Annotated in this window: 24 protein-coding genes; 13 read left to right on the forward strand and 11 right to left on the reverse strand. The window is 72.0% G+C overall.

Features of this window, described 5'->3' with window-relative positions:
- Positions 1-12: 12 nt before the first annotated feature.
- Together K7C20_RS24250 and K7C20_RS24255 are read right to left on the reverse strand one after the other, a co-directional pair.
- Positions 13-465 (reverse strand): ATP-binding protein, encoded by a 453-nt coding sequence (locus K7C20_RS24250; RefSeq protein ID WP_107083383.1) that lies wholly within the window; start codon positions 463-465, stop codon positions 13-15.
- Positions 466-767: 302 nt separating this feature from the next.
- A complete protein-coding gene (locus K7C20_RS24255) occupies positions 768-1,700 on the reverse strand; it encodes a hypothetical protein (RefSeq protein WP_030085665.1) in 933 nt (310 codons plus the stop codon).
- 40 nt (positions 1,701-1,740) lie between these two features.
- On the opposite strand from K7C20_RS24255, the gene dapE reads away from it, so the two are divergent.
- Both dapE and K7C20_RS24265 read left to right on the forward strand, forming a co-directional pair.
- Positions 1,741-2,832 carry a succinyl-diaminopimelate desuccinylase gene (gene dapE, locus K7C20_RS24260; protein ID WP_053209132.1) on the forward strand — a complete coding sequence of 364 codons (1,092 nt, stop codon included), beginning with the start codon at positions 1,741-1,743 and terminating at the stop codon, positions 2,830-2,832.
- Positions 2,833-2,956: 124 nt separating this feature from the next.
- Complete coding sequence (locus K7C20_RS24265) at positions 2,957-3,706, forward strand: LOG family protein (RefSeq protein ID WP_030085671.1); 750 nt, start codon at positions 2,957-2,959, stop codon at positions 3,704-3,706.
- A 12-nt stretch (positions 3,707-3,718) separates the two neighbouring features.
- Here the strand turns inward: K7C20_RS24265 and folP are convergent, their stop codons facing one another.
- Positions 3,719-4,618: a dihydropteroate synthase gene (gene folP, locus K7C20_RS24270; RefSeq protein ID WP_030085673.1), complete on the reverse strand. Its 900-nt coding sequence runs from the start codon at positions 4,616-4,618 to the stop codon at positions 3,719-3,721.
- 92 nt (positions 4,619-4,710) lie between these two features.
- Between folP and K7C20_RS24275 the strand changes: the two genes are divergently transcribed.
- Positions 4,711-5,160, forward strand: coding sequence for a DivIVA domain-containing protein (locus K7C20_RS24275; protein ID WP_053209133.1), 450 nt, complete (start codon positions 4,711-4,713; stop codon positions 5,158-5,160).
- A complete protein-coding gene (locus K7C20_RS24280) occupies positions 5,157-5,762 on the forward strand; it encodes a DNA-3-methyladenine glycosylase I (RefSeq protein WP_030085677.1) in 606 nt (201 codons plus the stop codon). Before K7C20_RS24275 ends, K7C20_RS24280 begins: the two co-directional genes overlap by 4 nt.
- A gap of 78 nt (positions 5,763-5,840) precedes the next feature.
- On the opposite strand, the gene chcB is transcribed toward K7C20_RS24280, so the two are convergent.
- A complete protein-coding gene (gene chcB / locus K7C20_RS24285; RefSeq protein WP_030085679.1) occupies positions 5,841-6,641 on the reverse strand; it encodes a 2-cyclohexenylcarbonyl CoA isomerase in 801 nt (266 codons plus the stop codon).
- Between the two features lie 334 nt (positions 6,642-6,975).
- On the opposite strand from chcB, the gene K7C20_RS24290 reads away from it, so the two are divergent.
- Entirely contained in the window at positions 6,976-7,143 is a 168-nt protein-coding gene (locus K7C20_RS24290; protein ID WP_006603288.1) for a DUF3117 domain-containing protein, read from the forward strand.
- Between the two features lie 154 nt (positions 7,144-7,297).
- On the opposite strand, the gene K7C20_RS24295 is transcribed toward K7C20_RS24290, so the two are convergent.
- Entirely contained in the window at positions 7,298-7,894 is a 597-nt protein-coding gene (locus K7C20_RS24295; protein WP_400843183.1) for an O-methyltransferase, read from the reverse strand.
- 373 nt (positions 7,895-8,267) lie between these two features.
- On the opposite strand from K7C20_RS24295, the gene sigE reads away from it, so the two are divergent.
- From sigE to K7C20_RS24320, 5 genes are all read left to right on the forward strand, one after another.
- Positions 8,268-8,960, forward strand: a complete 693-nt coding sequence (sigE, locus tag K7C20_RS24300; RefSeq protein ID WP_030085683.1) for an RNA polymerase sigma factor SigE — start codon at positions 8,268-8,270, stop codon at positions 8,958-8,960.
- A complete protein-coding gene (locus K7C20_RS24305; protein ID WP_030085685.1) occupies positions 8,957-9,913 on the forward strand; it encodes a zf-HC2 domain-containing protein in 957 nt (318 codons plus the stop codon). The genes sigE and K7C20_RS24305 overlap by 4 nt, the downstream gene beginning before the upstream one ends.
- 124 nt (positions 9,914-10,037) lie before the next feature.
- On the forward strand, positions 10,038-12,464 hold the full coding sequence (locus K7C20_RS24310) for a S1C family serine protease (protein WP_053209134.1): 2,427 nt from the start codon (positions 10,038-10,040) through the stop codon (positions 12,462-12,464).
- 116 nt (positions 12,465-12,580) lie between these two features.
- The gene (locus K7C20_RS24315) at positions 12,581-13,066 is read left to right on the forward strand and encodes a sec-independent translocase (protein ID WP_030085692.1); all 486 of its coding nucleotides are present in this window, start codon (positions 12,581-12,583) and stop codon (positions 13,064-13,066) included.
- Positions 13,067-13,185: 119 nt separating this feature from the next.
- Positions 13,186-13,830, forward strand: a complete 645-nt coding sequence (locus tag K7C20_RS24320; RefSeq protein ID WP_053209135.1) for a hypothetical protein — start codon at positions 13,186-13,188, stop codon at positions 13,828-13,830.
- Positions 13,831-13,945: 115 nt separating this feature from the next.
- Here the strand turns inward: K7C20_RS24320 and K7C20_RS24325 are convergent, their stop codons facing one another.
- The 3 genes from K7C20_RS24325 to K7C20_RS24335 are packed head-to-tail and all read right to left on the reverse strand — an operon-like array spanning position 13,946 to position 17,027.
- On the reverse strand, positions 13,946-15,106 hold the full coding sequence (locus K7C20_RS24325) for an Mrp/NBP35 family ATP-binding protein (RefSeq protein WP_030085698.1): 1,161 nt from the start codon (positions 15,104-15,106) through the stop codon (positions 13,946-13,948).
- A 42-nt stretch (positions 15,107-15,148) separates the two neighbouring features.
- Positions 15,149-15,730, reverse strand: a complete 582-nt coding sequence (locus tag K7C20_RS24330) for a DUF1003 domain-containing protein (RefSeq protein ID WP_030085700.1) — start codon at positions 15,728-15,730, stop codon at positions 15,149-15,151.
- A complete protein-coding gene (locus K7C20_RS24335; protein WP_030085702.1) occupies positions 15,720-17,027 on the reverse strand; it encodes a magnesium transporter MgtE N-terminal domain-containing protein in 1,308 nt (435 codons plus the stop codon). Before K7C20_RS24335 ends, K7C20_RS24330 begins: the two co-directional genes overlap by 11 nt.
- A gap of 197 nt (positions 17,028-17,224) precedes the next feature.
- On the opposite strand from K7C20_RS24335, the gene K7C20_RS24340 reads away from it, so the two are divergent.
- Positions 17,225-18,007: a hypothetical protein gene (locus tag K7C20_RS24340; RefSeq protein ID WP_030085704.1), complete on the forward strand. Its 783-nt coding sequence runs from the start codon at positions 17,225-17,227 to the stop codon at positions 18,005-18,007.
- Positions 18,008-18,112: 105 nt separating this feature from the next.
- On the opposite strand, the gene K7C20_RS24345 is transcribed toward K7C20_RS24340, so the two are convergent.
- Positions 18,113-18,652 (reverse strand): ferredoxin reductase domain-containing protein, encoded by a 540-nt coding sequence (locus tag K7C20_RS24345; protein ID WP_030085706.1) that lies wholly within the window; start codon positions 18,650-18,652, stop codon positions 18,113-18,115.
- An 87-nt stretch (positions 18,653-18,739) separates the two neighbouring features.
- Entirely contained in the window at positions 18,740-19,864 is a 1,125-nt protein-coding gene (locus K7C20_RS24350) for a magnesium and cobalt transport protein CorA (protein WP_030085708.1), read from the reverse strand.
- Positions 19,865-20,387: 523 nt separating this feature from the next.
- On the opposite strand from K7C20_RS24350, the gene K7C20_RS24355 reads away from it, so the two are divergent.
- A complete protein-coding gene (locus tag K7C20_RS24355; RefSeq protein ID WP_030085710.1) occupies positions 20,388-20,972 on the forward strand; it encodes a suppressor of fused domain protein in 585 nt (194 codons plus the stop codon).
- Between the two features lie 103 nt (positions 20,973-21,075).
- On the opposite strand, the gene K7C20_RS24360 is transcribed toward K7C20_RS24355, so the two are convergent.
- The gene (locus K7C20_RS24360) at positions 21,076-22,335 is read right to left on the reverse strand and encodes an MFS transporter (RefSeq protein WP_053209136.1); all 1,260 of its coding nucleotides are present in this window, start codon (positions 22,333-22,335) and stop codon (positions 21,076-21,078) included.
- Positions 22,336-22,583: 248 nt separating this feature from the next.
- Here K7C20_RS24360 and K7C20_RS24365 point away from each other — a divergent pair, with 248 nt between their 5' ends.
- A complete protein-coding gene (locus tag K7C20_RS24365; RefSeq protein ID WP_030085716.1) occupies positions 22,584-23,222 on the forward strand; it encodes a DUF6758 family protein in 639 nt (212 codons plus the stop codon).
- Positions 23,223-23,249: the final 27 nt, after the last annotated feature.

Here is a 23,249-nt window from a genome sequence, read left to right on the forward strand (position 1 = left end):
CTGCCGGCCTGGTCAGCGGCCGCCGAGCGGGAGGCCGCCGAGCAGGCTCTGAGCCGGGGCGAGCAGGCCCTGGGGCGATCCGACCAGGTCCTTGGCGAGCGGCAGCGCGTTGGTGGTGATGCCGTGCTTGGCGACCGGGCGGACCACGCTCTCCGTCTTGTCGGCTGCGCCCTGGGTGAGCGGCATGGCCTTCTTCACGACCGGGCCGGCGGTCTCGACGAGCGCCGGGGCGAGCTTCGTCGCCGCCTTGCTGCCGGCCTCGTTCACCAGGCCGACGCCGTGGCGCGCGGTGTGGTCGAGGGTCTGGCTGGTGTTCTGGGAGTCCAGGGGCGCCGTCAGCCCGCCGAGTGCCTTGGCGGCCGGTTCCGCAGCGGTGGCGGTACCTGCCGCAGCGACCACGGGAGCGGCACCCACTGCAACGAGCAGGGCGGCTCGGGCGATCCGACGCGTAACGGGGAGGGACATGGTGCTCCTTTGACGGAGAAGGACTCGTACTTCTGACAGATGTGCCATGTCCGCCTGGCGGACGCACTGACTACCGCGTCAGAACCCCGAAGGTTGCGGTGAACTCCGGTAAAGAGTTGGTAACGCGTCACATAATCGGCCCTGGATAAAGAAGGGCAATATGCGCACGGCCCGGTGGGCTGCCGAAACGTCACAGCCCTTTGCGTGCAAGGGAATTGGCGGAGCGCATGCACGCGCTCCGGCCAACTCCCTTACGCATCAAAGGAATTGCCGCCCGTGCCCCTTTAGAGGGACCCGGCAAACTATTGCTCGGTGATGATACGAACGGTGCGCGCGGCCGCCGCGGAAGCGGCCGGCTTCTGCTGCCAGCCCTTCCCCGAATCGGCCGCGGTCCACGTCCGGCCGGCGTAAGAGATCTGTTCGATGTGCAGCTCCGCGGAGTGCGCGACCGCCCACGTCGCCAGCTCCCAGCCGCGCCGCGAGGCATCGCCCGCGGCCACCACCGGACCGGCCGCCTTCACCGGTATCGTCACGCCGCGCCCGTCGCCCGCGCTGCGGCCGCCGGAGCCGCCCGCCCGTGGCAGCACCTGGGGGCCGAACTCCCGCACCAGCTTCTCCCGCACCTTCGCGGCGTCGGCGCCCCCGCTGCCCACCGGGCGGCTCTCGGTGCAGGTCATCGCGCCCTGGTCGCGTCCCGTGAGCGCCCCGGTCAACTGCGCGGCGTTCGCCTCGTGTTTGGCGTACGCCTGCGGATAGCCGCTGTGCTGGACCTTCTGCGCGGCGACGGTCAGCGGCAACCGGGAGTATCCGGGCACGTTGGCCAGATGCCGGTAGAACTCCCCGGCCGAGTAGACGGGGTCCATGATCTTCTTCACGGTGCCCCAGTCTTGCGAGGGCCGCTGCTGGAAGAGCCCGACGGAATCCCGGTCACCGAAGTCGATGTTGCGCAGCCCCGACTCCTGCATCGCCGTCGCCAGCGCGATGGTCACCGCCCGCTCCGGGAGTCCGCGCGAGGACGCCACGGCCGAGATCGTCGCGGCGTTCGCGGCCTGCTCCGGGGACAGCTCGTAGGCCTCGGCGTCGCCCTCGGCGCGCACCGTGCAGCTCGGCGCCCCGGGACCACCGGTCACGTACTGCACCACGAGATAGACGGCCAGGCCGATCAGTACGGAGACGGCCGCGGCGATACGCCACCGGCGGCTGCGGCGGAGGGAGGCTGAGGGCTGTGCGGACACGGGCCCACCGTACTGGAGTGCTGCCGATAGGGTCGGATTCATGGAGCGCCGCACAGACCACCCCGCCCTCGACCTGTCGCTCGACGCCGCCGCGCTCACCGCGCAGCTCGTCGACTTCCCCTCCGAGAGCGGCAACGAGAAGGAACTCGCCGACGCCGTCGAGCACGCCCTGCGCGCGCTCCCGCACCTGACCGTCGACCGCCACGGCAACAACGTCGTGGCCCGCACGCACCTGGGCCGCGACGAGCGGGTGGTGCTCGCCGGCCACCTCGACACCGTGCCGATCGCCGGCAACGTCCCCTCCCGGCTGGACGAGAACGGCGTCCTGTGGGGCTGCGGCACCTGCGACATGAAGTCCGGTGTCGCCGTCCAGCTGCGGATGGCCGCCACGGTACCGGCACCCAACCGCGACCTGACCTTCGTCTTCTACGACCAGGAAGAGGTCGCCGCGCACCTCAACGGGCTCGGCCATGTCGCCGACGCCCACCCCGACTGGCTCGCCGGCCACTTCGCCGTCCTCCTGGAGCCCTCCGACGGCCAGGTGGAGGGCGGCTGCCAGGGCACCCTGCGGGTCCTGCTGCGCACCACCGGTGAGCGCGCCCACTCCGCCCGCAGCTGGATGGGCGACAACGCGATCCACGCCGCCGCCCCGATCCTGGCGAAGCTCGCGGCGTACGAACCGCGCCGCCCGGTCATCGACGGCCTCGAATACCGCGAGGGCCTCAACGCCGTACGCATCGAGGGCGGCGTCGCCAACAACGTCATCCCGGACGCCTGCACGGTCACCGTGAACTTCCGCTACGCGCCGGACCGCACCCCCGACGAGGCGCTGGCCCACGTACGCGAGGTCTTCGCGGACTGCCCGGTGGACGAGTTCGTCGTCGACGACCACTCCCCGGGCGCGCTGCCCGGACTCTCCCACCCGGCGGCCAAGGCCTTCATGGAGTCCGTCGGCGGCAGCGCGATGCCCAAGTTCGGCTGGACCGATGTCTCCCGCTTCAGTGCGCTGGGCGTTCCGGCCGTCAACTACGGCCCCGGCTACTCGCTGCTTGCCCACAAGAAGGACGAACGGGTCGAGATCGACCGCATCCTGCACTGCGAGGAGCGGCTGCGCGCCTGGCTGACCGCCTGACGGCCGGGCCGCAGCTCCGGGGACCGGCCGCCGCCCGACCGCATACCCGGCGAATTCCCCTGCTCTTCACGTCGGCGGATCTACGCTGAAACGGCAAACGATCTGCCAGCGGAGGGAGCACGACATGGCCAGTCCCGAGGGAGCACCGGTCCCCGAGGAGCAGCGGCTGGGTCCCGTACTGCGCCGCCAGGACCAGGTGCGTACCGGCACCACGGACCAGCGCCTGCTGGACTCCGAAGGCCCCTCCGAGTGGGTGCACACCGATCCCTGGCGCGTGATGCGCATCCAGTCGGAGTTCGTCGAGGGCTTCGGCGCGCTGGCCGAGCTCGGCCCGGCCGTCAGCGTCTTCGGCTCGGCCCGTACGGCGCGCGACTCCAAGGAGTACGACGCCGCCGTACGGATCGGACGGGCCCTGGTCGAGGCCGGGTTCGCGGTGATCACCGGCGGCGGCCCCGGCGCCATGGAGGCCGCCAACAAGGGCGCCAACGAAGCCGGGGGCACCTCCGTCGGGCTGGGCATCGAGCTGCCCTTCGAGCAGGGCATGAACGCCTATGTGAACCTCGGGGTCGACTTCCGCTACTTCTTCGTCCGCAAGACGTGTTTTGTGAAGTACGCCCGGGGGTTCGTGGTGCTCCCCGGCGGACTCGGCACCCTCGACGAGCTCTTCGAGGCGCTCACCCTCGTCCAGACCCGTAAGGTCACCCGCTTCCCGATCGTGCTGTTCGGCACGGCCTACTGGAGCGGACTGGTCGACTGGCTGCGCGACACCCTCATCGCCGAGGGGAAGGCGTCGATGCACGATCTGGAGCTCTTCCACCTCAGCGATGACGTGGACGAGGCGATCGCGCTGGTGACCAAGGAGGTCGGGATCTGAGGCCCGGACTCCTCAGGCCAGTCCCCGGCGGGCGACCGCCGGGGGCCGGTGGCCGGCGATCGAGGCCACCATGTCCAGCACCTGACGGGTCTCGGCGACCTCGTGGACCCGGTAGACCTGCGCGCCCAGCCAGGCCGAGACGGCCGTGGTCGCGAGGGTGCCGAGCACCCGCTCCTTGACCGGCTTGTCGAGCGTCTCGCCGACGAAGTCCTTGTTGGACAGCGAGACCAGCACCGGCAATGGGGTATCCCCTGCTCGGGCGAAGCCGAGAGCTTGGGGAGCGGTGCCCGTCATCTCGCCCAGCCGGCGGGTCGCCTCCAGGCTGTGCCGGGTGTTCTTCCCGAAGTCGTGCCCCGGGTCGATCATGATCGCGTCCCGCCGGACGCCGAGCTCCACGGCCCGCTCGGCCAGTTGGAGCGTCACCCGCAGGATGTCCGCCATCACGTCGTCGTACGTCACCCGGTGCGGGCGGGTACGCGGTTCGGCGCCGCCCGCGTGCGTGCACACCAGGCCCACGTCGTAGCGCGCCGCGACCTCCGCGAGCCGCGGATCGACCCCGCCCCAGGCGTCGTTGAGCAGATCCGCGCCGGCCTCGCAGACCGCCTCGCCGACCTCGTGCCGCCAGGTGTCGACGCTGATCACCACATCGGGGAAGCGCTTGCGCACCTCGGCCACGAACCCGACCGTGCGGCGGGCCTCCTCCTCGGCGCCGACCTCCTCACCGGGGCCGGCCTTGACGCCGCCGATGTCGATGATCGCGGCACCGTCGGCCACCGCCTGTTCCACACGGGCCAGCGCGGGTTCGTCACGGAACGTGGCGCCCTGGTCGTAGAACGAGTCCGGCGTCCTGTTGACGATCGCCATGATCACCGGCTCGTGCGCCCCGAACTCGCGATTCCCCAGCCGCAGCATTCCCTGACTCCCTCTCCATGGTCCGGGAGCGACCCTAACTGTCACACCCGCATGGCACGATCAGTGCAGGCACATAGTCCGGGGAGTTGGTCGTGTTCTGGTTCTTGCTGATCGCGATGGTCGTGGTGGTGGCCGCCGTCACCCTCGTCGTCGTCGGCGGCGGTGACGGCGGTGGGCTGCGGGACGCCGAGCCGGACCGGCTGTACGACCCGCTGCCGGAGGACCGCCCGGTGGCCCGCGCCGATGTGGAAGCCGTCCGCTTTCCGGTGACCGTCCGTGGTTACCGGATGGACGAGGTCGACGACGTCCTGGACCGCCTGGGCGCCGAACTCGCCGAGCGGGACGCCCGGATCGCCGAGCTGGAGGCCGCGCTGGCCGGAGCGCACGCCTCCGCCATGGGCGGCCCGGGGCTGATACAGGACGGCCCGCCCGTGCTCGGGCCGGTCGAGGAGACGCGGCCGGCCCCCGGGCCCGGCGCCCCGGAGCACCCCGGGACATCCGAAGCGTCCGGGACGGACCAGGAAGGCGGGGACCGGGCATGAGCGGCGTGGTGACGGAACCGGACGGCATCCCGCGCTGCCCCTGGGGGATGGAGTCGGCGCAGATGGCCGACTACCGCGCTTACCACGACACCGAATGGGGCCTGCCGGTCCACGGCGACGACGCCCTCTTCGAGCGGATGAGCCTGGAGGCGTTCCAGTCCGGGCTCTCCTGGATCACGATCCTGCGCCGCCGCCCCGGCTTCCGCGCCGCGTTCGCCGATTTCCGGATTGCCGAGGTGGCGCGGTTCACGGACGCGGACGCCGAGCGGCTGCTCGCCGACCCGGGCATCATCCGCAACCGCGCCAAGATCGCCGCGACGATCAACAACGCCAGGATCGCCGCCGAGCTGGCCGCGGGCGAACTCGACGGCCTCATCTGGTCCTACGCCCCCGGCCGGGCCGGCCGGCCGGTGCCGCGCACGGTCAGCGATCTGCAGCCGGTGACCCCGGAGTCGACGGCGCTCGCCAAGGACCTCAAGAAGCGCGGCTTCCGCTTCGTCGGCCCGACCACCGCGTACGCGATGATGCAGGCCTGCGGCCTGGTCAACGACCATCTGGCGGACTGCCATGTCCGTCAGGCCGTGGAAGCGGCGGCCGGCTGACCCGGACCGGTCAGCGGGTGCGGGTCAGCGCGGCGGGGCCGGCGGGGCCGTGAAGCGTGTCGGGGTCAGCGGCGCGGGTCAGCGGCCCAGGAAGGCCGGCTTCTCCTTCTTCACGAACGCCTCGACCGCGATCCGGTGGTCCTCCGACGCCCCGGCCCGCCCCTGTAGCTCGTCCTCCTTGCCGAGGGTCTCGGCGAGCGTGTGCCCGGCCCCGTAGGCCAGCGACTCCTTGAGGGCGGCATACGCGGCGGTCGGGCCCTGGGCCAGCCGACGGGCGACGGCCGCGGCCTCCGCGGCCAGCTCGCCGGCCGGGACCACCTTGTTGGCGATTCCCAGGTCGTACGCCTCCTGGGCGCTGATGTTGCGCGGGAAGAGCAGCAGATCGGCGGCCCTGCCATGGCCGATCAGCCGGGGCAGCGTCCAGGACATCCCGGAGTCGGCGGTCAGCGCGACGCCCGCGAAGGAGGTGTTGAAGGCCGCGGAGTCGGCGACGACGCGGTAGTCGGCGGCGAGCGCAAAACCCGCGCCGGCGCCCGCGGCGACCCCGTTGACGCCCGCGACCACGGGCTTGGGCATCTCGGTCAGCGCCGTCACGATCGGGTTGTAGTGTTCACGCACGGTGTTCATGGTGGCGCCGGTGCCGTTGGCCCGGTCCTCGGCCAGCAGGCCGATGTGCTCCTTGAGGTCCTGCCCGACGCAGAAGGCGCGCCCGGTGGCGGTCAGCAGAACGGCGCGTACGGCCGGATCGGCGGCGGCCTCCTTGAGGGTGTCCCGCAGCAGGACCTTCGCCTCGATGTTCAGCGCGTTCATCGCGTCGGGGCGGTTGAGAGTGATCGTCGCGAGTCCGTCGGTCACGTCATAGAGCACGGTGTCGGCCATAGTGTGGAGTCCCCTCCGTCGCGGCTCGGACTGCTCGGCAGCGGCAGTCAGCGCTCAGGATGCCGGAGATCATCGGGCCCCGGCATGTGACGTACATCAAAGATTGCGGGCGCGTCGGAGGTCTCCGGGCGGAGAAGTATTGCAGCCACCTCCCCGAATTGAGGGGGTTTGAGAGAGCGGGTTGCCGAAGGGATGCTGCCCGATGTTGGTCATCGGGTCGTTCGATGCGGGATAATGGCCTGGAAGCAATCTGTTCGATGCCGGTGACACGTGCCTATTCGGGCCGTCGGCTGAGATGAGCTTGATTGAGCTGGTTTCAGGAAGGGGAACGAGCATGGCGGCCATGAAGCCGCGGACGGGCGACGGCCCGCTCGAGGTGACCAAGGAGGGGCGGGGCATCGTCATGCGCGTTCCGCTCGAAGGCGGCGGGCGGCTCGTCGTCGAGCTGACCCCCGACGAAGCCAAGGCCCTGGGTGAGGCCCTGGACAAGGTCACCGTCTGACAAGGGCGGCGCAACCGGCGGTTTCCCGGGGCTGACCCCGGTATCCCCAGCCGAGATACCCCGGCCCCGGCACGTGGCGCGCAGTGAAGGCGCGCCACGTGCCGGGGCCGTTTCATGTCCTCCCGGTAGGTACAGGTACCGGCTCCGGTGCAGGTCAGCCGCGCTTGACCGCGCAGAGCAGGCCGTCGCCGACCGGCAGCAGGGCCGGCACCAGCGTGGTGCTCTCCCGGACGGCCCGCAGCAGTTCCCGCAGCCGGAGCACCTCGGCGGGCTGCATCGCGGAGTCGACCGTACGGCCGTCGGCGAAGACGCCCTCGAAGCAGACCAGGCCGCCGGGGCGCAGCAGACGCAACGATTCAGCGAGATATTCCAGGCACTCCATCAGGTCGCCGTCGCAGAACACGAGGTCGTAGCCGCCGTCCGCGAGACGGGGCAGCACGTCCAGGGCGCGGCCCGGGATGAAGCGGGCGCGGTTCCCGGCGAAGCCGGCCGAACGGAACGCCTGCTTGGCGAACGTCTGCCGCTCGGGTTCGAGATCCACGGTGGTCAGCACCCCGTCGGGACGCATGCCGTGCAGGAGATAGATGCCCGACACGCCGGTGCCGGTGCCGATCTCGGCGACCGCTTTGGCGTCCGTGGTGGCAGCGAGCAGACGCAGGGCCGCGCCGGTGCCGGTCGTCACCGCCCGGATGCCGGCTTCCCGCGCGCAGTCACGGGACCAGCGCAGGGCGGCCTCGGCGCTGTCGTCGATGGTCCCGGCGCCGTACGCCTCGGCGAATGCCAAGTTCGTCTGCCGGTTGCCGGTAATGGCCCTCTCCTGTCCCCGTGGTTGACGCAACCGTGACTGTATCCGCTGCGTGCGGGAACCCGCAGATGGGACCGGACGTTGAGGAGAGGCAGGGGGATGACGGGGGGATGGACTGGTGAAGACCGCGCGAGACACGCAGCAAGACCAGAAGCAGGACCAAATGCAGGTCAAAACTGCTTATCCGGAGCTAACGGGCGAGGTGGATATGGTAGGGGCTCTACTGGACACCACCAGAGCCACCAGGGGAGGTGCGGCTGCGGCGGGTGACCGAGGGGTGCTGAGGCGCTTGAAGAGGTCGTTCGCCGAGCCGAAATCCGTGACAAACACTGCTGACCGTTCCCGCCCCCATGGCCCCAAGGGCATGGGAGGGGCCCCCGTCGCCGACTCCGCAACGACCGCGACCTTTGCCGCAGACGCGGATGCGCAGGCGTGGACTCCGCCCAGCTGGGAGGAGATCGTCAGCACCCACAGTGCGCGGGTCTACCGCCTCGCCTACCGCCTCACCGGCAATCAGCACGACGCCGAGGACCTCACCCAGGAGGTGTTCGTCCGCGTCTTCCGCTCGCTGTCGACGTACACCCCCGGCACCTTCGAGGGCTGGCTGCACCGGATCACCACCAACCTCTTCCTGGACATGGTCCGCCGCCGTCAGCGCATCCGCTTCGATGCGCTGGGTGACGATGCCGCCGAGCGGCTCCCCAGCCGTGAGCCCTCCCCGCAGCAGCATTTCAACGACACCCACTTCGACGCCGATGTCCAGCAGGCGCTGGACACCCTCGCGCCCGAGTTCCGTGCCGCCGTCGTCCTGTGCGACATCGAGGGCCTGTCGTACGAGGAGATCGCCGCGACGCTCGGCGTCAAGCTCGGTACGGTCCGCAGCCGGATCCACCGCGGCCGCTCCCATCTGCGCAAGGCGCTCAAGCACCGCGCTCCGGCCACGCGGGCCGAAGAGCGTGAGCAGCGGCGCTCGCTGGCCGTGGTGCCCACGGGGGAGGTTGGGATCGCGTGAGCGCCATGGGCGGTCCGTCCCCCGCCGAGCAGCATCTCGGCGACCGCCTCGCGGCTCTGGTCGACGGCGAGTTGGGGCATGACGCACGCGAGCGGGTGCTCGCGCATCTTGCGACATGCGGACGGTGCAAAGCAGAGGCCGACGCCCAGCGTCGGCTCAAAAGCGTATTCGCCGAGACGGCACCCCCCGGCCCGTCCGAGGGGCTGCTGGCCCGGCTGCAACAGCTGCCCGGCGGAGACCTCGGCGGTCCCGGCAGCCGGCTCGGCAACGGCAGCTTCGGACGCGGCGACTTCGCCCGCGGCGGCGGCGCGTTCCGCTATCTCCCCTCCGACGGCCACTCCGGCCATGCCATGGCAGCGGTGCCCCCACAGTCCCGCGCGCGCGGCTTCCGTGTGCAGGAGACCGACCGGCCCGCACAGCGGCGCCGGTTCGCTTTCGCGGCGGCCGGTGCGGTCTCGCTCGCGGCCTTCGCGCTGGGCGGCGCCCTCCCGCTGGAGGCGGCGGTGGACCTGCCCGGTGGACGCATCGACGGCGGCGGCACGGCCGTCACCCCGCTCAGCGTCAGCCCGGCGGCCGACAGCAATTCCCTCCTGCGCCGTGAGGAGTTTCCCGCCAAGAATTCCCGGTCCGGCGGCTGGCAGCCGTCCGGCGGCCCCACCATGGCCCCGGCCCCCAGCGCCATGACCCTGTACGGCCCCACGACTGCGCCTCCCTCCCCGCAGCCGTCGGCGGCAGCGACCGCCCCGGCGGGACGCTTCGGCCTGTCGCCGCTGATAGCCGCGACCGGTCCCGCCTCGGCGTACCACCTCGCGCCCCTGGCCGCCGCGACCGGCAACGCCCCCGTGCGGAAGAACCCGCATGGGCTCCCGCCCCTGGAGCCCATGCGCCCGCTGATCGGTTCCGCGGCCGCAGCAGGCCCCTCCGCCCCTGGCTCAAGCTCCGCCCACCGCTGACCGTCCCCTGCGCAGCCCCGCGCGGAACTGGTTGAATCGCGGTGGGGCGGCGCACCCCTGACCGGGCACGTGCCGCGAGGTGGTGGCGGCCCGCGCACGACCGCGGGCGAATTCTGGGGAGAGCATGGACGACGGTAAGGCCGCCGGGCCGAAGCTGAAGTGGTGGAGCCGTCCGGGAGGCACCCCGCGCACGGAACCGTCCGCCGAGGCCGGTCCGCAGGCGATGCCGCCCGCCGACGGCCCGGCGGGCGGGACGGGGGCAGACGCGTCCGGCCCGTCCGAGGTGCAGGAGGCGGAGGACTGGATCGTGCGCCCGCCCGAGCCGCGGCACGCCGCGGAGGCAGATGTGGCGCACGCGTCGGCCGGGAGCGCCGAGGCGCCCGAAGCGGCCGCCGCGGACGAGGAGTTGACGGTAGCCCGGGGCGCGGGCGCCGCGGACGGGACGCCGCAGGAGAGTGCCGGGGCCGTGGGCGCCGGGCCGAGCGGTGCGCGCCCGGCCCCGTCGACCGTGACGCTCCGCCGGGTGGCCGGGGGCGCGCGGGACGAGACGCGGCCCACGTCTGCGGACGACACGGCGCCGACCGCGGTGGCGGCCCCCGCTCCCGAAACCGCTCCGGTGCCGCCCACGGCGCTGGTACCGGCCGAGACCCCGAGCGCGGCGCCGCAGCGGCAGCAGCCGTTGCATCCCGAGGACCCGTACGGCACCCCTCCGTACGGCGGCCCCGGGCCGTGGGCGCCCGCGCCGCCCGTGCAGCGGCCGGTGGCGACCCCCGCACACGGCACCGTGCTCCCGCCCGCCGCCGGGCCGCTGCCCCCGTACGGTGCCCCTGCGGCCCCGCAGGGCACGGTCCCGGGCGCGGGCTACCCGAGTCCGGCGCAGCCCGCCGCGCAGCCCGCTCCGCCGACGGGCGGGCCGGGGACGACCACCGAGGACCGCCCGCCGCTCACGCCCCCCGGCGAGCAGCCGCAGCCGGCCGGGACGGCCGACGCCGCGCACCCCCGCCCGGCCGCCGAGCCCGCCGCATCCCACCGGCCCGGACTCCAGAAGTCCGGCCCCCCGCAGACCGGCTCCGCCCCGACCACCGCCTCCCGGACCGACGCACCGCAGCACCCCGGCCCGCAGCCCACGCCGCAACATCCCACCGGCCCGCGGACCGCCCCCCTGGACACAGCGGCCGGACCGGCCGCCGGACCCGACGGGGCGGGGAACGCCGCGGACGGCGCCTTCCTCCCGCACCCCGGCGACGGCGGCCCCCGCCCGGCAGCCGCGGCCGGGCCCTACGCCGCCCAGCAGCAGCCCTTCTGCGGCCCGCTCGGCGACCACGGCCCGGCCTCCGCCCAGGGACAGCCGTCCGCCTCCCACGGTGCCTGGCAGCAGTACGACCCCTGGAGCGCGCCGCTCCAGGGCGGGCCCGTCGCCGGGCCACCGCACGCACGGCGCCGCCGGCGCGGCCTGCTGGTCGCCGGCGCGGTGGCGCTCGCGCTGCTCGCGGGCGGCATCGGCGGCGGCATCGGCGCATACGTCGAGCGCTACGGCGGGATCAACGACATCAGGCTTCCGCAGTCCGCCGGTGACGAGGCCGGCCGCAGGCCCGACAGCGTCGCCGGGATCGCCCGGAGCGCGCTGCCCGGGGTGGTCACCATCCACGTACGCGGCAGCGCCGAGCAGGGCACCGGCACCGGCTTCGTCCTCGACCGCCAGGGCCACATCCTCACCAACAACCATGTCGTCCAGCCGGCCGGCAGCGGCGGCGAGATCTCGGTGACGTTCAGCGGCGGCGAGACGGCCAAGGCCAAGGTCGTCGGCGAGGACGGCGGCTACGACCTCGCCGTCATCCAGGTGGAGGGCGTCACGGGACTGCGGCCGCTCACGCTCGGCAACTCCGACTCCGTGCAGGTCGGCGACCCGGTGGTGGCGATCGGCGCCCCGTTCGACCTCGCCAACACCGTCACCTCCGGGATCATCAGCGCCAAGCAGCGCCCGATCACCGCGGGCGGCGAGAAGGGCGACGGCAGCGATGTCTCGTACGTGGACGCGCTCCAGACCGATGCGCCCATCAACCCGGGCAACTCCGGCGGCCCGCTGGTGGACGCCAAGGCGCGGGTGATCGGCATCAACAGCGCCATCCGGGCGGCCGACAGCGGCAGCGGACTGGGCGGCGGCGGCCAGGGCGGCAGCATAGGGCTGGGCTTCGCCATACCGATCAACCAGGCCAAGCGGGTGGCCGAGGAGCTGATCAACACCGGCCGGGCGACGCATCCGGTGATCGGCGTGACCTTGGAGATGGAGTACGCCGGTGACGGGGCGCGGGTCAGCGAGCACAGCAAGAGCGGCAAGCCGCCGGTCATCCCGGGCGGACCCGGCGCCAAGGCGGGGATCAAGGCCGGCGATGTGATCACCACCGTGGACGGTTCCCCGGTGCACAGCGGCGAGGAGCTGATCGTCAAGATCCGCAGCCACCGGCCCGGCGACACGCTGGCGCTCACCCTCCACCGGGGCGGCAAGGAACGGTCCGTACGGCTCAGCCTGGGTTCCTCCAGCACGGGTTGATCGTTTGCATGGTGTTGGGGCGGGCGACTCCCGCCGGACGTACGGGGCCAGGTACCGTGATAGGCGGCCTGGCCCATAGGCCGACGAAGGCCGCGGATTACCCAAGGAGCTGCTAGGTGTTCTTCGACATAGGACCCCTCGAGCTGGTGGCGCTCGTGATCCTTGCGGTGCTCATCTTCGGCCCGGACAAGCTTCCCAAGGTCATCCAGGACGTCATGGGCTTCATCCGCAAGGTGCGGGCGTTCTCCGACAGTGCCAAGGAAGACATCCGCAGCGAGCTGGGGCCGGACTTCAAGGACTTCGAGTTCGAGGACCTCAAGCCCAAGAACTTCGTGCGCAAGCATGTCCTGGAGAAGGACGAGTACGGCCTCAAGGACCTTCAGGAGATCCGCAACGGCTTCGACCTGAAGAAGGAGATGGCCGAGGTCACCGACGCCGTCAACGGCCACGACAGCGCTTCCTCCGCCACGCCCTCGAACGGGGCAGGTCCCAGCCTGTCCAAGGAGTCCCCGGCCGCCTCCGCCGGGCGCCCTGACCTGGTGAAGAAGGCCGGAAGCCCTCAGCCGGACGAGCGTCCGCCGTTCGACGCCGACGCCACCTGACACACACCGGTATGACCGGCTGTGTTGACGCCTATGGCTATGCTCCGGGTGTCCGGGGTTCGGTCGCCTGAGGGGGGCGGGCCGCCCACGACGCAGGGCAACAAGGAGGCTCCGCGCAGATGGAGACGACGAGTCGGACAGCGGCACAAGAGGTGTCCGCCGAGGCCGGCCGGAAGGTCGACGGCTATCTGCTGGCCGCGTTCCCGTGGTACGGCCTCGACGAGGCGTTCACCGGTCCGCGCTGGCTGATGCAGGTAGGCGCGGCCGCGGACGGCACCGTCGAGCACGGCGCCACCGGGCACGGCGAGGAGCCCACGATCAAGGTGGAACCCCCGCAGGACGAGCGGTTCGCAGTGGTGGTCACGGTCGCCAGCCGCCCCGTACGGCGCAGCGCCGACGGCACCGGCGTACTGGAGGCGACCTCGGTCTCGACGGCCGCCTGGCTCGCCGGGTCGGGCCTGCTCGCGCAGACCTGGCCCACCCAGATGGACCGGACGCTGCGTCAGGACTGGCTGGACCAGCAGACGATGCTCGCCTGGGAGCTGGCCGACGATCTCGGCGGCGGGAGCTGGAGCGAGCTGATGCTGCCGGTGGACGGCGTGCCGACGTCGTTCGCCTACCGCGAGTCCGAGTACGGCTGGGTGCTGGCCGGCTCGGCGAGCGAGGACCCCGAGGGCGTGCACATCGGTGCCTACGGGCGCGGGATGAGCGCGTACGGGCTGGGCTTCTCGGTGATCCAGGACCTGGCGGCGTACGACGGCTGAAGGCACGGCGGAAAGGGGCAGGCCCATACGGGCCCGCCCCTTTAGCGTTATCCGGGAGCCGGCGTCCGCGGCGGCCCCCACCCTCGGGGAGCCGGTCGTGGCACCGGCCGCGGTCTCAGAACTTGTTGCGCGGGGTGATGCCGAGCGACATGCCCTGCAGGCCCCGCTGCCGGCCGCCCAGCTTGCCCGCGATCGCGCGGATCGCCGAGCCGGCGGGGGAGTCGGGGTCGGTCAGCACGACCGGCTTGCCCTCGTCGCCGCCCTCGCGCAGCCGGACGTCGATCGGGATGGCGCCGAGCACCGGGACCTGGGTGCCGGTCGTCTTCGTCAGGCCCTCGGAGACCCGCTCGCCGCCGCCGGTGCCGAAGACATCGACCATCTCGTCGCAGTGCGGGCAGGGCAGCCCGGACATGTTCTCGACCACGCCGACGATCTTCTGGTGGGTCTGCACGGCGATCGAACCGGCCCGCTCGGCGACCTCGGCGGCGGCCTGCTGCGGGGTGGTGACCACCAGGATCTCGGCGTTCGGCACCAGCTGGGCCACCGAGATCGCGATGTCGCCGGTGCCCGGGGGCAGGTCCAGCAGCAGGACGTCGAGGTCGCCCCAGTAGACGTCGGCGAGGAACTGCTGGAGCGCGCGGTGCAGCATCGGGCCGCGCCAGACGACGGGGGCGTTGCCGGGGGTGAACATGCCGATCGAGATGACCTTCACGCCGTTCGCCGACGGCGGCATGATCATGTTCTCGACCTGGGTGGGCTTGCCGTAGGCGCCCAGCATGCGGGGCACGGAGTGGCCGTAGATGTCGGCGTCCACGACACCGACCTTCAGGCCGTCGGCGGCCATCGCCGCGGCGAGGTTGACGGTCACCGACGACTTGCCGACACCGCCCTTGCCGGAGGCCACGGCGTAGACCCGGGTCAGTGAGCCGGGCTGGGCGAACGGCACCTCGCGCTCGGCGGTGCCGCCGCGCAGCGAGGTCGCCAGTTCCTTGCGCTGCTCGTCGCTCATCACATCGAGCTCGACCGTGACGCCGGTGACGCCGGGGACCTGTGCGACGGCGTCGTGCACGTTGTTGGTGATCGTCTCGCGCATCGGGCAGCCGGAGACGGTGAGGTAGACCACGACCGCCACCGCGCCGTCCGCAGCGATGTCGACCGATTTGACCATCCCCAGGTCGGTGATGGGACGGTGGATCTCGGGGTCGTTCACCGTCGCGAGCGCTTCGCGGATCGCGTCCTCGCTCGGCGCGGCGCCTGGGGGAGTGTCGGTAGCCATGTCCCGATGGTACGGCGCGTGAGGGTGCCTCCGGAAAGCCCGTCAGCGGTCGCGTTCGTCACTCTCCGCACCGGCCGGCTGCCGCAGCTCCAGATCCCGCAGCATGTCCTGGAGCTCGGAGCGGATCCAGTCGCGGGTGGCGACCTCGCCCAGACCGAGCCGCAGGGCCGCGATCTCCCGGGTCAGATACTCGGTATCGGCGATGGAGCGCTCGTTCTGCTTGCGGTCCTGCTCGTGGGTGACCCGGTCGCGGTCGTCCTGGCGGTTCTGCGCCAGCAGGATCAGCGGTGCGGCGTACGACGCCTGGAGCGACAGCGCCAGCGTCAGGAAGATGAACGGGTACTGATCGAACCTCACACTGCTGGGCGCCGTCGTGTTCCAGATGACCCACACGATGATGGTGACGGTCATCCAGACGATGAAGCGGCCGGTCCCCAGGAAGCGGGCGATCTTCTCCGACAGCCGCCCGAACGCCTCCGGGTCGTACTCCGGCAGGAACGTACGGCGCGGTGCGCGCGGCTGGTCGAGACGGACCCGCGGCCGGTCGGCGGCGCCCCGGCGCACCGCCGAGGACCCGTTCGCCCGCGACCGTTCCCGGCCGCTCTCCCGCTCCTCAGCGCCCATCGGCCCGCTCCCCGACGTGCCTGTCGCCGGTCAGACCGGCCGCCGCCGAGCCGTGCAGACCGTCCTCGCGCCAGTCGTCCGGCAGCAGATGGTCCAGCACATCGTCGACGGTGACCGCGCCCAGCAGGGCCCCGCCCTCGTCCACCACCGGCGCGGCGACCATGTTGTACGCGGCCAGATAGCTGGTCACCTCCGGCAGCGGGGTGTCCGGTGGCAGGGCCGGCAGATCGGTGTCGGCGATCGAGCTGACGAGGGTGAACGGCGGGTCGCGCAGCAGCCGTTGGAAGTGCACCAGGCCCAGGTACTTGCCGGTGGGGGTCTCGTCCGGTGGCCGGCAGACGTAGATCTGGGCGGCCAGCGCGGGGGAGAGGTCCGGGTCGCGCACCCGCGCCAGGGCGTCCGCGACCGTCGCGTCCGGGCGCAGCACGATCGGCTCGGTGGTCATCAGACCGCCCGCGGTCCGCTCCTCGTACGACATCAGCCGCCGCACGTCCGCGGCCTCCTCCGGCCGCATCAGCGCCAGCAGCCGCTCCTTCTCCTCCTCCGGCAGTTCGGAGAGCAGGTCGGCGGCGTCGTCCGGGTCCATCGCCTCCAGGACGTCGGCGGCCCGCTCGTCCTTCAGCTTGCCGATGATCTCGACCTGGTCGTCCTCCGGCAGCTCCTCCAGGACATCGGCCAGCCGGTCGTCGTCGAGCGCCGCGGCCACCTCGGCGCGCCGCTTGGCGGAGAGGTGGTGCAGTACGCCGGCCAGGTCGGCGGGCCGCAGCTGTTCGAAGGTGGCGAGCAGGCTCTCCGCCCCCTGCCCGTGCTCCTCCAGCGAGAAGCCGGTCACCGCCGACCACTCGACGGTCAGCACCTCTCCCTTGCGGCGCAGCGCCCCGCCCTTGCCCTTCCGTACGAAAACCTTGTCGATCTCCCAGTCCCGGCGGGCCGGCAGCTGGGTGATGCCGATGTCGAGGACGGTGACCTCCTCGCCGGTCTCCACCAGCCGCACCCGCCGGTCGAGCAGCTCGCCGAGCACCAGCGTCTCGGACGTCCGCTGTTCGAAGCGCCGCATATTGACCACGCCGGTGATGATGATCTGGCCGGACTCCACTCCGGTCACCCGCGTCATGGGCACGAAGATCCGGCGCCTGCTGATCACCTCGACGACCACGCCGAGCAGCCGTGGCGGGCGGTCGCCGACCCGGAGCAGCGCGACGAGGTCCCGCAGCCGGCCGACCTGGTCGCCGTTGGGGTCGAAGACGGCGATGCCGGCGAGATGGGAGACAAAGACCCGGGGAGTCACCACTGCCATGCAGAGTGCCGCCCTTTCTCCCGTTCGGCACCGAAATAAGGCATCAATTCGGGTTCAGGCTAACGCGCCCCGGCCCCCGCCGCCCTGGTGGGAGAGGCCGTAGGGTGACCGCCACGCACCCCGCCGAAGACCGTGCACGGCCCAGGTACGCTGCCGTACTGCTGTCGAGGACACCCGCATCAGGAGGCAGAGCCGACGTGAGTGCAATCCCCCAGGGGGCCGGCCCCCGATCCCTGGCCGGAACCCGTCGTACGGGACGGGCCGCGCTCGTGGGGGCGTCCTGTGCGGTACTGGCCGTGGCGCTGACGGGCTGCGGTGGGGAAGAAGACCCGGACGCCGGCACCAATGGCGTGGGAAAGCTGCCCGCCTCGAAGATCGAGTCCAGGGCGCGGGCCGCGGCCCAGCGCGCCGATACGGTGCACCTCTCCGGCAACGTCGTCAGCCAGGGCCGCACCTACAAGCTCGACATGAGTCTGGCGAAGGACGGCGCGAAGGGCGAGCTGACCACGAAGGCGGCCGCCTTCCAGCTGCTGCGGGTCGGCAATGCGCTCTATCTGAAGGCGAACGCGGCCTTCTGGGCGGGGGAGAAGAGCGGTGCGCAGGGCAGACCCAACCAGGCGGCGGACAAGCTCGGCGGCAAGTACGTCAAGGTGCCCGCCACCGACCCCGTCTACAAGCGCTTCAGCGGCTTCACCGACAAGGACACCCTGCTCGCCGGCCTGCTCGGGCTGCACGGCAAGCTGACGACCGGTGACCGCAGCGACATCAACGGCGTACGCACCATCCGGGTGGCGGCCGGCGCGGGCTCCGGCGGCACCCTGGACGTCTCGCTGGAGGGCACGCCCTACCCGCTGCGGCTGCACCGCGCCGGCGGTGCGGGGGTGGTCCGGCTGGCCGACTGGGGCAAGAGCGTGGACCTCAAGGCCCCGGCCAAGGACCAGGTCGTCGACTACGGCAGCAAGATCGCCGGCAAGCGCTGAGCACCGGGGACGGACCGCGGCCCGGCAGCTCGCCGGGCCCCGTCCGGCCGCTCCTCGGGGCCGCGCCGTCCTGACACGTCCGGCTCGGCCCGCGCCCTCCGCGCTTCAGCCCTTACGCCCCCGCCGCAGCAGCCTCGGCAGCGCCGCCGGAGCGGGTCGCCGGGTGATCGCGGAGGTCGCCAGCGGCGGTGCGGCGTGCGAGTCCTCCGGCATCTGCCCGGGGCGCTGCCCGGCCTCCCCGGTGGGCTCCAGCCGCAGCACCCGGCACTCGCGCGCCCAGCGCTCCGTGAGGGTGTCGGCGTCCGGCGCGTTGAGGCGCTTGCCCTTCAGTTCGCCGACCGCGGACTGCCAGGCCTCGCTCCCGGGCGCCGGCTCGACGACCCTGGCCTGCCAGGCGATCAGCCGGCCGCCCTTGTCCTTGCTGCGTACGGTGACCGTCGCCGTACCGCCGTCGGTGAGCCCGAGGTCGGCCAGCGGCTGTTCGCCGGACCCGTCCCCGATGAGGCAGGCGGCGCCGTCGTGCCACAGATGCCACAGCGCCCGGGCCGGGCCGGCGCTTCCCCGCACCCAGATGAGGCCGGACTTCTTCGTGGCCTCTTCGATGAGCGCCCGATCCTGCAGGGCCTGCGACACGGTCTCCGTCATGCGGTCCAGCCTAATAGCCCCGGCCACCGCCCCCCGGGCCCGCCCAGGCCCTGAGACGCGGCGGACCCGGACGTCACACGGGGGAGGTCACAGCCATCCGTTGCGCTTGAACCCGCGGTGGATGCCGAAGCAGAGGGCGACCGTCGCCAGCATCATGGCGGGGTAGCCGAACTTCCAGTGCAGCTCGGGCATGTAGTCGAAGTTCATGCCGTAGATCCCGGCGATCATCGTGGGGACGGCGAAGATCGCCGCCCATGCCGTGATCTTGCGCATGTCCTCGTTCTGCGCGACGGCCGCCTGCGCGAGATTGGCCTGGAGGATGGAGTTGAGCAGATCGTCGAAGGACAGCACCTGCTCGTTGACCCGCGCGAGGTGGTCGGCGACGTCCCGGAAGTACTTCTGGATGTCGGAGTCGACCAGCCGCATCGGGCGCTCGCTCAGCAGCTGCATCGGCCGCAGCAGCGGCGACACCGCGCGCTTGAACTCCAGTACCTCGCGCTTGAGTTGGTAGATCCGCCCGGCGTCGCCGCCCTTCGGGGAGCCCTTGCCGCCGTTGCCCTTGCCGTTGGTGCCCGAGCTGAAGACGTCGATCTCCACCTCGTCGATGTCGTCCTGGACCGCACCGGCCACCGCCATATAGCCGTCGACGACCTGGTCGGCGATGGCGTGCAGCACCGCGGACGGCCCCTTGGCCAGCAGCTCCGGGTCGTCCTGGAGCCGGTGCCGCAGCGCCCGCAGCGAGCCCTGGCCGCCGTGCCGCACGGTCACGATGAAGTCCCGGCCGGTGAAGCACATCACCTCGCCGGTCTCCACCACCTCGCTGGTCGCGGTCAGCTCGGTGTGCTCCACGTAGTGGACCGTCTTGAAGACGGTGAACAGGGTCTCGTCGTAGCGCTCCAGCTTGGGGCGCTGGTGCGCGTGCACGGCGTCCTCGACGGCGAGCGGGTGCAGCCCGAACTCCTGGGCGATACCGGCGAATTCGGCCTCGGTGGGCTCGTGCAGGCCGATCCAGGCGAAGCCGCCCTCGGCCCGGACCCCGGCCATCGCCTCGGCCGGGCTGACGTGCTCGCTCACCCGGCGGCCCTCGCGGTACACACCGCAGTCGACGATGGCGCTGTTCGCGCAGGGGACGGACTTCTCATAGCGGTACGGGGCGTCGTCGCGACGCCGGGACGGACGGACGGCGGCACGCAGGTCACGGATCATCGACATGGCAGGCTCCTTCACGGGCCGGCCGTCAGCTGCGAGCGCGGGGCGCAACGCTGCCCGGAACGTGGACGTACAAGGCGTCATCGGCTGTACGTCCGCAAAGCGGGCGGCGCTCCGTGCGGGGACACTGACGGCAGTTCGCAGAAAACACGGAACAAAGAGTCGAAGGCGCTCTTCCGTCATCTACATCCGGCGCAAAGGTGCTTCCCTGGTTTCGCCGCTGAGCGGCGGGGTACGGAAGCTCTCGGATCAGGAGATTCGCTGCGCGAAGGGGATGACAGGAGAACTATCGGTACTGCACGGTCGACTCGGATCCACCGCAGCCCCACCTCCTCCGGCCGGTCCCCGTTGGGGGACGACGTCATTCCCTGACCAGACGGCAAGGCTATCAGCCGCCTGAAGCGTTACGGTGCCGCTTTGCCTGTTCCATACGAAGGACGGGCGCTGCGGCGGAGCCCCCGGACGGAGCCCCGGGGGAGGCCGCCGAGGTGCCGGCCGGGTGCGGGACCGGCCGTATGCTCGCGGCATGTCTGACGTTCTTGAGCTGGTCGAGGCCCGGTTGCGGACAACCCTGGGCGAGCCGGACGCGCGCGCCGCCGTCACCTTCCTCGGCACCGACCGTATCGAGGTCCTCCGCTTCGTGGACAACGGGGTGGTCCGTTACGCCACGCTCGGGATGTCCGCGCAGCCCATGGCCGATCCCACCGCCGTGCTGGCCGACCCCCTGCGGGGCCCGCGCGCCGAACTCCTGCTGTCCGTAAGGGCCGGCCGCGTGGAGAGCGACAAGGTGCTCAGGCCGCTCGCCGTGCTTGCCGCGTCGCCGCAGGTCGAGGGGGTGGTCGTGGCTCCCGGTGCCTCGCTGGACGTGGGGGAGCCGCTGTGGCCGGAGGCGGCTTTCACCTCGGTCCTGGTCGCGTCGCCCGGGGGACTCGTCGAGGACCTCGAACTCGACGAGCCGAGGGAGCCGGTCCGGTTCCTGCCGCTGCTGCCGATGACGCCCAACGAGGCCGCCTGGAAGCGGGTGCACGGCGCCGAGGCCCTGGAGAAGCGCTGGCTGGAGCGCGGCACGGATCTGCGCGACCCGCTGCGTACGGGCGTACCGCTCGACTGAGCCGCCACGGCAGCGCGCCCCGTCCGCCCTCCGGGAGAGGGGGCGGACGGGGCGTCAGTTTCCTTGTGCGGGACGGCAGGCGGGCGGGCGCGCGGGTTCCGCCTCAGTCGGCGAAGACGGCCACCCCGTCCTCCATGGCGTGCTGCGGCTCCCGTTCCTCGGCGTCGAGGGTCAGTGCCCGGCGCCGGAGGGCGACGATGGCGGCGCCGACCGCCGCCGCCGCGGCCGCGATCACGAACGGGATGTGGATGTCGGTCCACTCCTCGATCTTGGGCGCGAGGAACGGCGCGGCCGCCGCCGCGAACCACCGCACGAAGTTGTAGCCGGCGCTCGCCACCGGACGCGGCGCGTCCGAGACGCCCAGGGCCAGTTCCGTGAAGACGGTGTTGTTCAGGCCGATGAAGGCGCCGGACGCGACCGTGCAGACGACGGCGGTGGTGTGGTCGCCGTAGCCCAGCACGAGCAGGTCGGCGGCGAGCAGCAGCAGCGAGGCGCCCAATACCTTGAGCGTGCCGAAGCGGTGCTGGAGCCGGGGTGCCACGATCACCGAGAACACCGCGAGCAGCACGCCCCAGGCGAAGAAGACGCCACCGGACTTGTACGGCGACATGTTCAGCACGAACGGGGTGAAGGCCAGCACCGTGAAGAACGCGTAGTTGTAGAAGAACGCGGAGACGGCGGCGGAGGCCAGGCCGCCGTGGCCGAGCGCCTTGACCGGGTCGAGGAGCGAGGTCTTGGTCGCCGGCTTGGGCTGCTCCTTGAGGAAGGCCGTGATGGCGAGGAAGCCGATGGCCATCAGGACGGCGGTGCCGAAGAAGGGGTAGCGCCACTTCATGTCGCCGAGGACCGCGCCGAGCAGCGGGCCGCAGGCCATCCCGAGCCCCAGCGCGGACTCGTAGAGCAGGATCGCCGCCGCGCTCCCGCCGGCCGCGGCGCCCACGATGACCGCCAACGAGGTGGAGACGAACAGGGCGTTGCCCAGGCCCCAGCCGGCCCGGAAGCCGACGAGTTCGCCGACCGACCCCGACATGCCGGAGAGCGCGGCGAAGACCACCACCAGTGCCAGTCCGGCCAGCAGCGTCTTCCGGCCGCCGATACGGCTGGAGACGAATCCGGTGACCAGCATCGCGACGGCGGTGATCAGGAAGTAGGAGGTGAAGAGGAGGGAGACCTGGCTGTTGGTGGCGTGCAGGCCCTGGGCGATCGAGGGGAGGATCGGGTCGACGAGGCCGATGCCCATGAAGGCCACGACCGAGGCGCCCGCCGTGGCCCATACGGCCTTCGGCTGGCGCAGGAGGGACGTGCCGCCCTCCTCGAACGGATCGTCCGCGCGGCCGTGGCCGCTGCTCTTCGTGCCGCTCATGCTGCGGTTTCCCCTTCCCGTTGCCGGTTGCGCATCCCTGACCCCCGCCCTGTGGAGTCGCCGAGATCGTTGACGTTTACACACAATAAGTTAGGTACGCTAAAGAGTGCAAGTGGCAACTATCGGTCCTGGTGACGAGGGGCGGGCCGGGAAACCGGTCAAATGCGCGGCGCCGTACGTGATTCGGGGCACACCGGTCGGGTGATCGTCCTTGACGGGGCGCCGGGGCTGGAGGACCGTGGATGCCTATGAGGGGCGAACCCAGTTGCCCGAAGTGCGGAGGCCGGGTACGGGCGCCCGGTCTCTTCTCCGACACCTGGCAGTGCACGCTGCACGGCACCGTGCACCCACTCCAGCCCGTGGTCCCGCCGAGCGTCGAGGCGCTCGGTGTGGTGGTGCACCGCGCTCAGGTGCCCGTATGGATGCCCTGGCCGCTGCCGGTGGGCTGGCTGTTCACGGGCGTGGCCTGCGCCGGCGACGACCGCAGCGGCGGCCGCGCGACCGCGGTGGCCTGCACGGGCCCCGGACCGCTCGGCGGCCCCGGTGAACTGCTGCTGATCGCCGAGGAACTGGGCGTCGGGCTCGGCGCGCGCTATGCCGGTATCGACGGCCCCGACCCGGGTCCCCATATGTGCGTGGACAAACCGCCGCACGCCAAGGTGCTCGCGGCCGGCCGCCCGACCCCGTTGTGGCATGTCGACGATGTGCCGCCGGACCGTGCGGTCTTCGCGGGCGAGGCCCGCGGGCTGTGGCTCTGGGCGATCGCCTGGCCCGCGCAGTCGGGGCTGCTGCTGTACGACGAACTGGTGCTGACGGATCTGCGGGAGGCGGGCGCCGAGGTGGATCTGCTGCCGTGCGGGGCGATCTCGCCGCGGATTCTGGGCTGAGGGCCGCCCGCCGGCGTTGCGGACCGC

The sequence above is a fragment of the Streptomyces decoyicus genome, assembly GCF_019880305.1.
Lineage (GTDB): Bacteria > Actinomycetota > Actinomycetes > Streptomycetales > Streptomycetaceae > Streptomyces > Streptomyces decoyicus.

Excerpts from the sequence above, each read along its gene's own strand:
- K7C20_RS24250 (WP_107083383.1), bottom strand. The coding sequence starts at position 465 with ATGTCCCTCCCCGTTACGCGTCGGATCGCCCGAGCCGCCCTGCTCGTT.
- dapE (WP_053209132.1), top strand. The coding sequence starts at position 1,741 with ATGGAGCGCCGCACAGACCACCCCGCCCTCGACCTGTCGCTCGACGCC.
- K7C20_RS24265 (WP_030085671.1), top strand. The coding sequence starts at position 2,957 with ATGGCCAGTCCCGAGGGAGCACCGGTCCCCGAGGAGCAGCGGCTGGGT.
- folP (WP_030085673.1), bottom strand. The coding sequence starts at position 4,618 with ATGCTGCGGCTGGGGAATCGCGAGTTCGGGGCGCACGAGCCGGTGATC.
- K7C20_RS24280 (WP_030085677.1), top strand. The coding sequence starts at position 5,157 with ATGAGCGGCGTGGTGACGGAACCGGACGGCATCCCGCGCTGCCCCTGG.
- chcB (WP_030085679.1), bottom strand. The coding sequence starts at position 6,641 with ATGGCCGACACCGTGCTCTATGACGTGACCGACGGACTCGCGACGATC.
- K7C20_RS24290 (WP_006603288.1), top strand. The coding sequence starts at position 6,976 with ATGGCGGCCATGAAGCCGCGGACGGGCGACGGCCCGCTCGAGGTGACC.
- K7C20_RS24310 (WP_053209134.1), top strand. The coding sequence starts at position 10,038 with ATGGACGACGGTAAGGCCGCCGGGCCGAAGCTGAAGTGGTGGAGCCGT.
- K7C20_RS24320 (WP_053209135.1), top strand. The coding sequence starts at position 13,186 with ATGGAGACGACGAGTCGGACAGCGGCACAAGAGGTGTCCGCCGAGGCC.
- K7C20_RS24325 (WP_030085698.1), bottom strand. The coding sequence starts at position 15,106 with ATGGCTACCGACACTCCCCCAGGCGCCGCGCCGAGCGAGGACGCGATC.
- K7C20_RS24330 (WP_030085700.1), bottom strand. The coding sequence starts at position 15,730 with ATGGGCGCTGAGGAGCGGGAGAGCGGCCGGGAACGGTCGCGGGCGAAC.
- K7C20_RS24335 (WP_030085702.1), bottom strand. The coding sequence starts at position 17,027 with ATGGCAGTGGTGACTCCCCGGGTCTTTGTCTCCCATCTCGCCGGCATC.
- K7C20_RS24345 (WP_030085706.1), bottom strand. The coding sequence starts at position 18,652 with ATGACGGAGACCGTGTCGCAGGCCCTGCAGGATCGGGCGCTCATCGAA.
- K7C20_RS24350 (WP_030085708.1), bottom strand. The coding sequence starts at position 19,864 with ATGTCGATGATCCGTGACCTGCGTGCCGCCGTCCGTCCGTCCCGGCGT.
- K7C20_RS24355 (WP_030085710.1), top strand. The coding sequence starts at position 20,388 with ATGTCTGACGTTCTTGAGCTGGTCGAGGCCCGGTTGCGGACAACCCTG.
- K7C20_RS24360 (WP_053209136.1), bottom strand. The coding sequence starts at position 22,335 with ATGAGCGGCACGAAGAGCAGCGGCCACGGCCGCGCGGACGATCCGTTC.
- K7C20_RS24365 (WP_030085716.1), top strand. The coding sequence starts at position 22,584 with ATGAGGGGCGAACCCAGTTGCCCGAAGTGCGGAGGCCGGGTACGGGCG.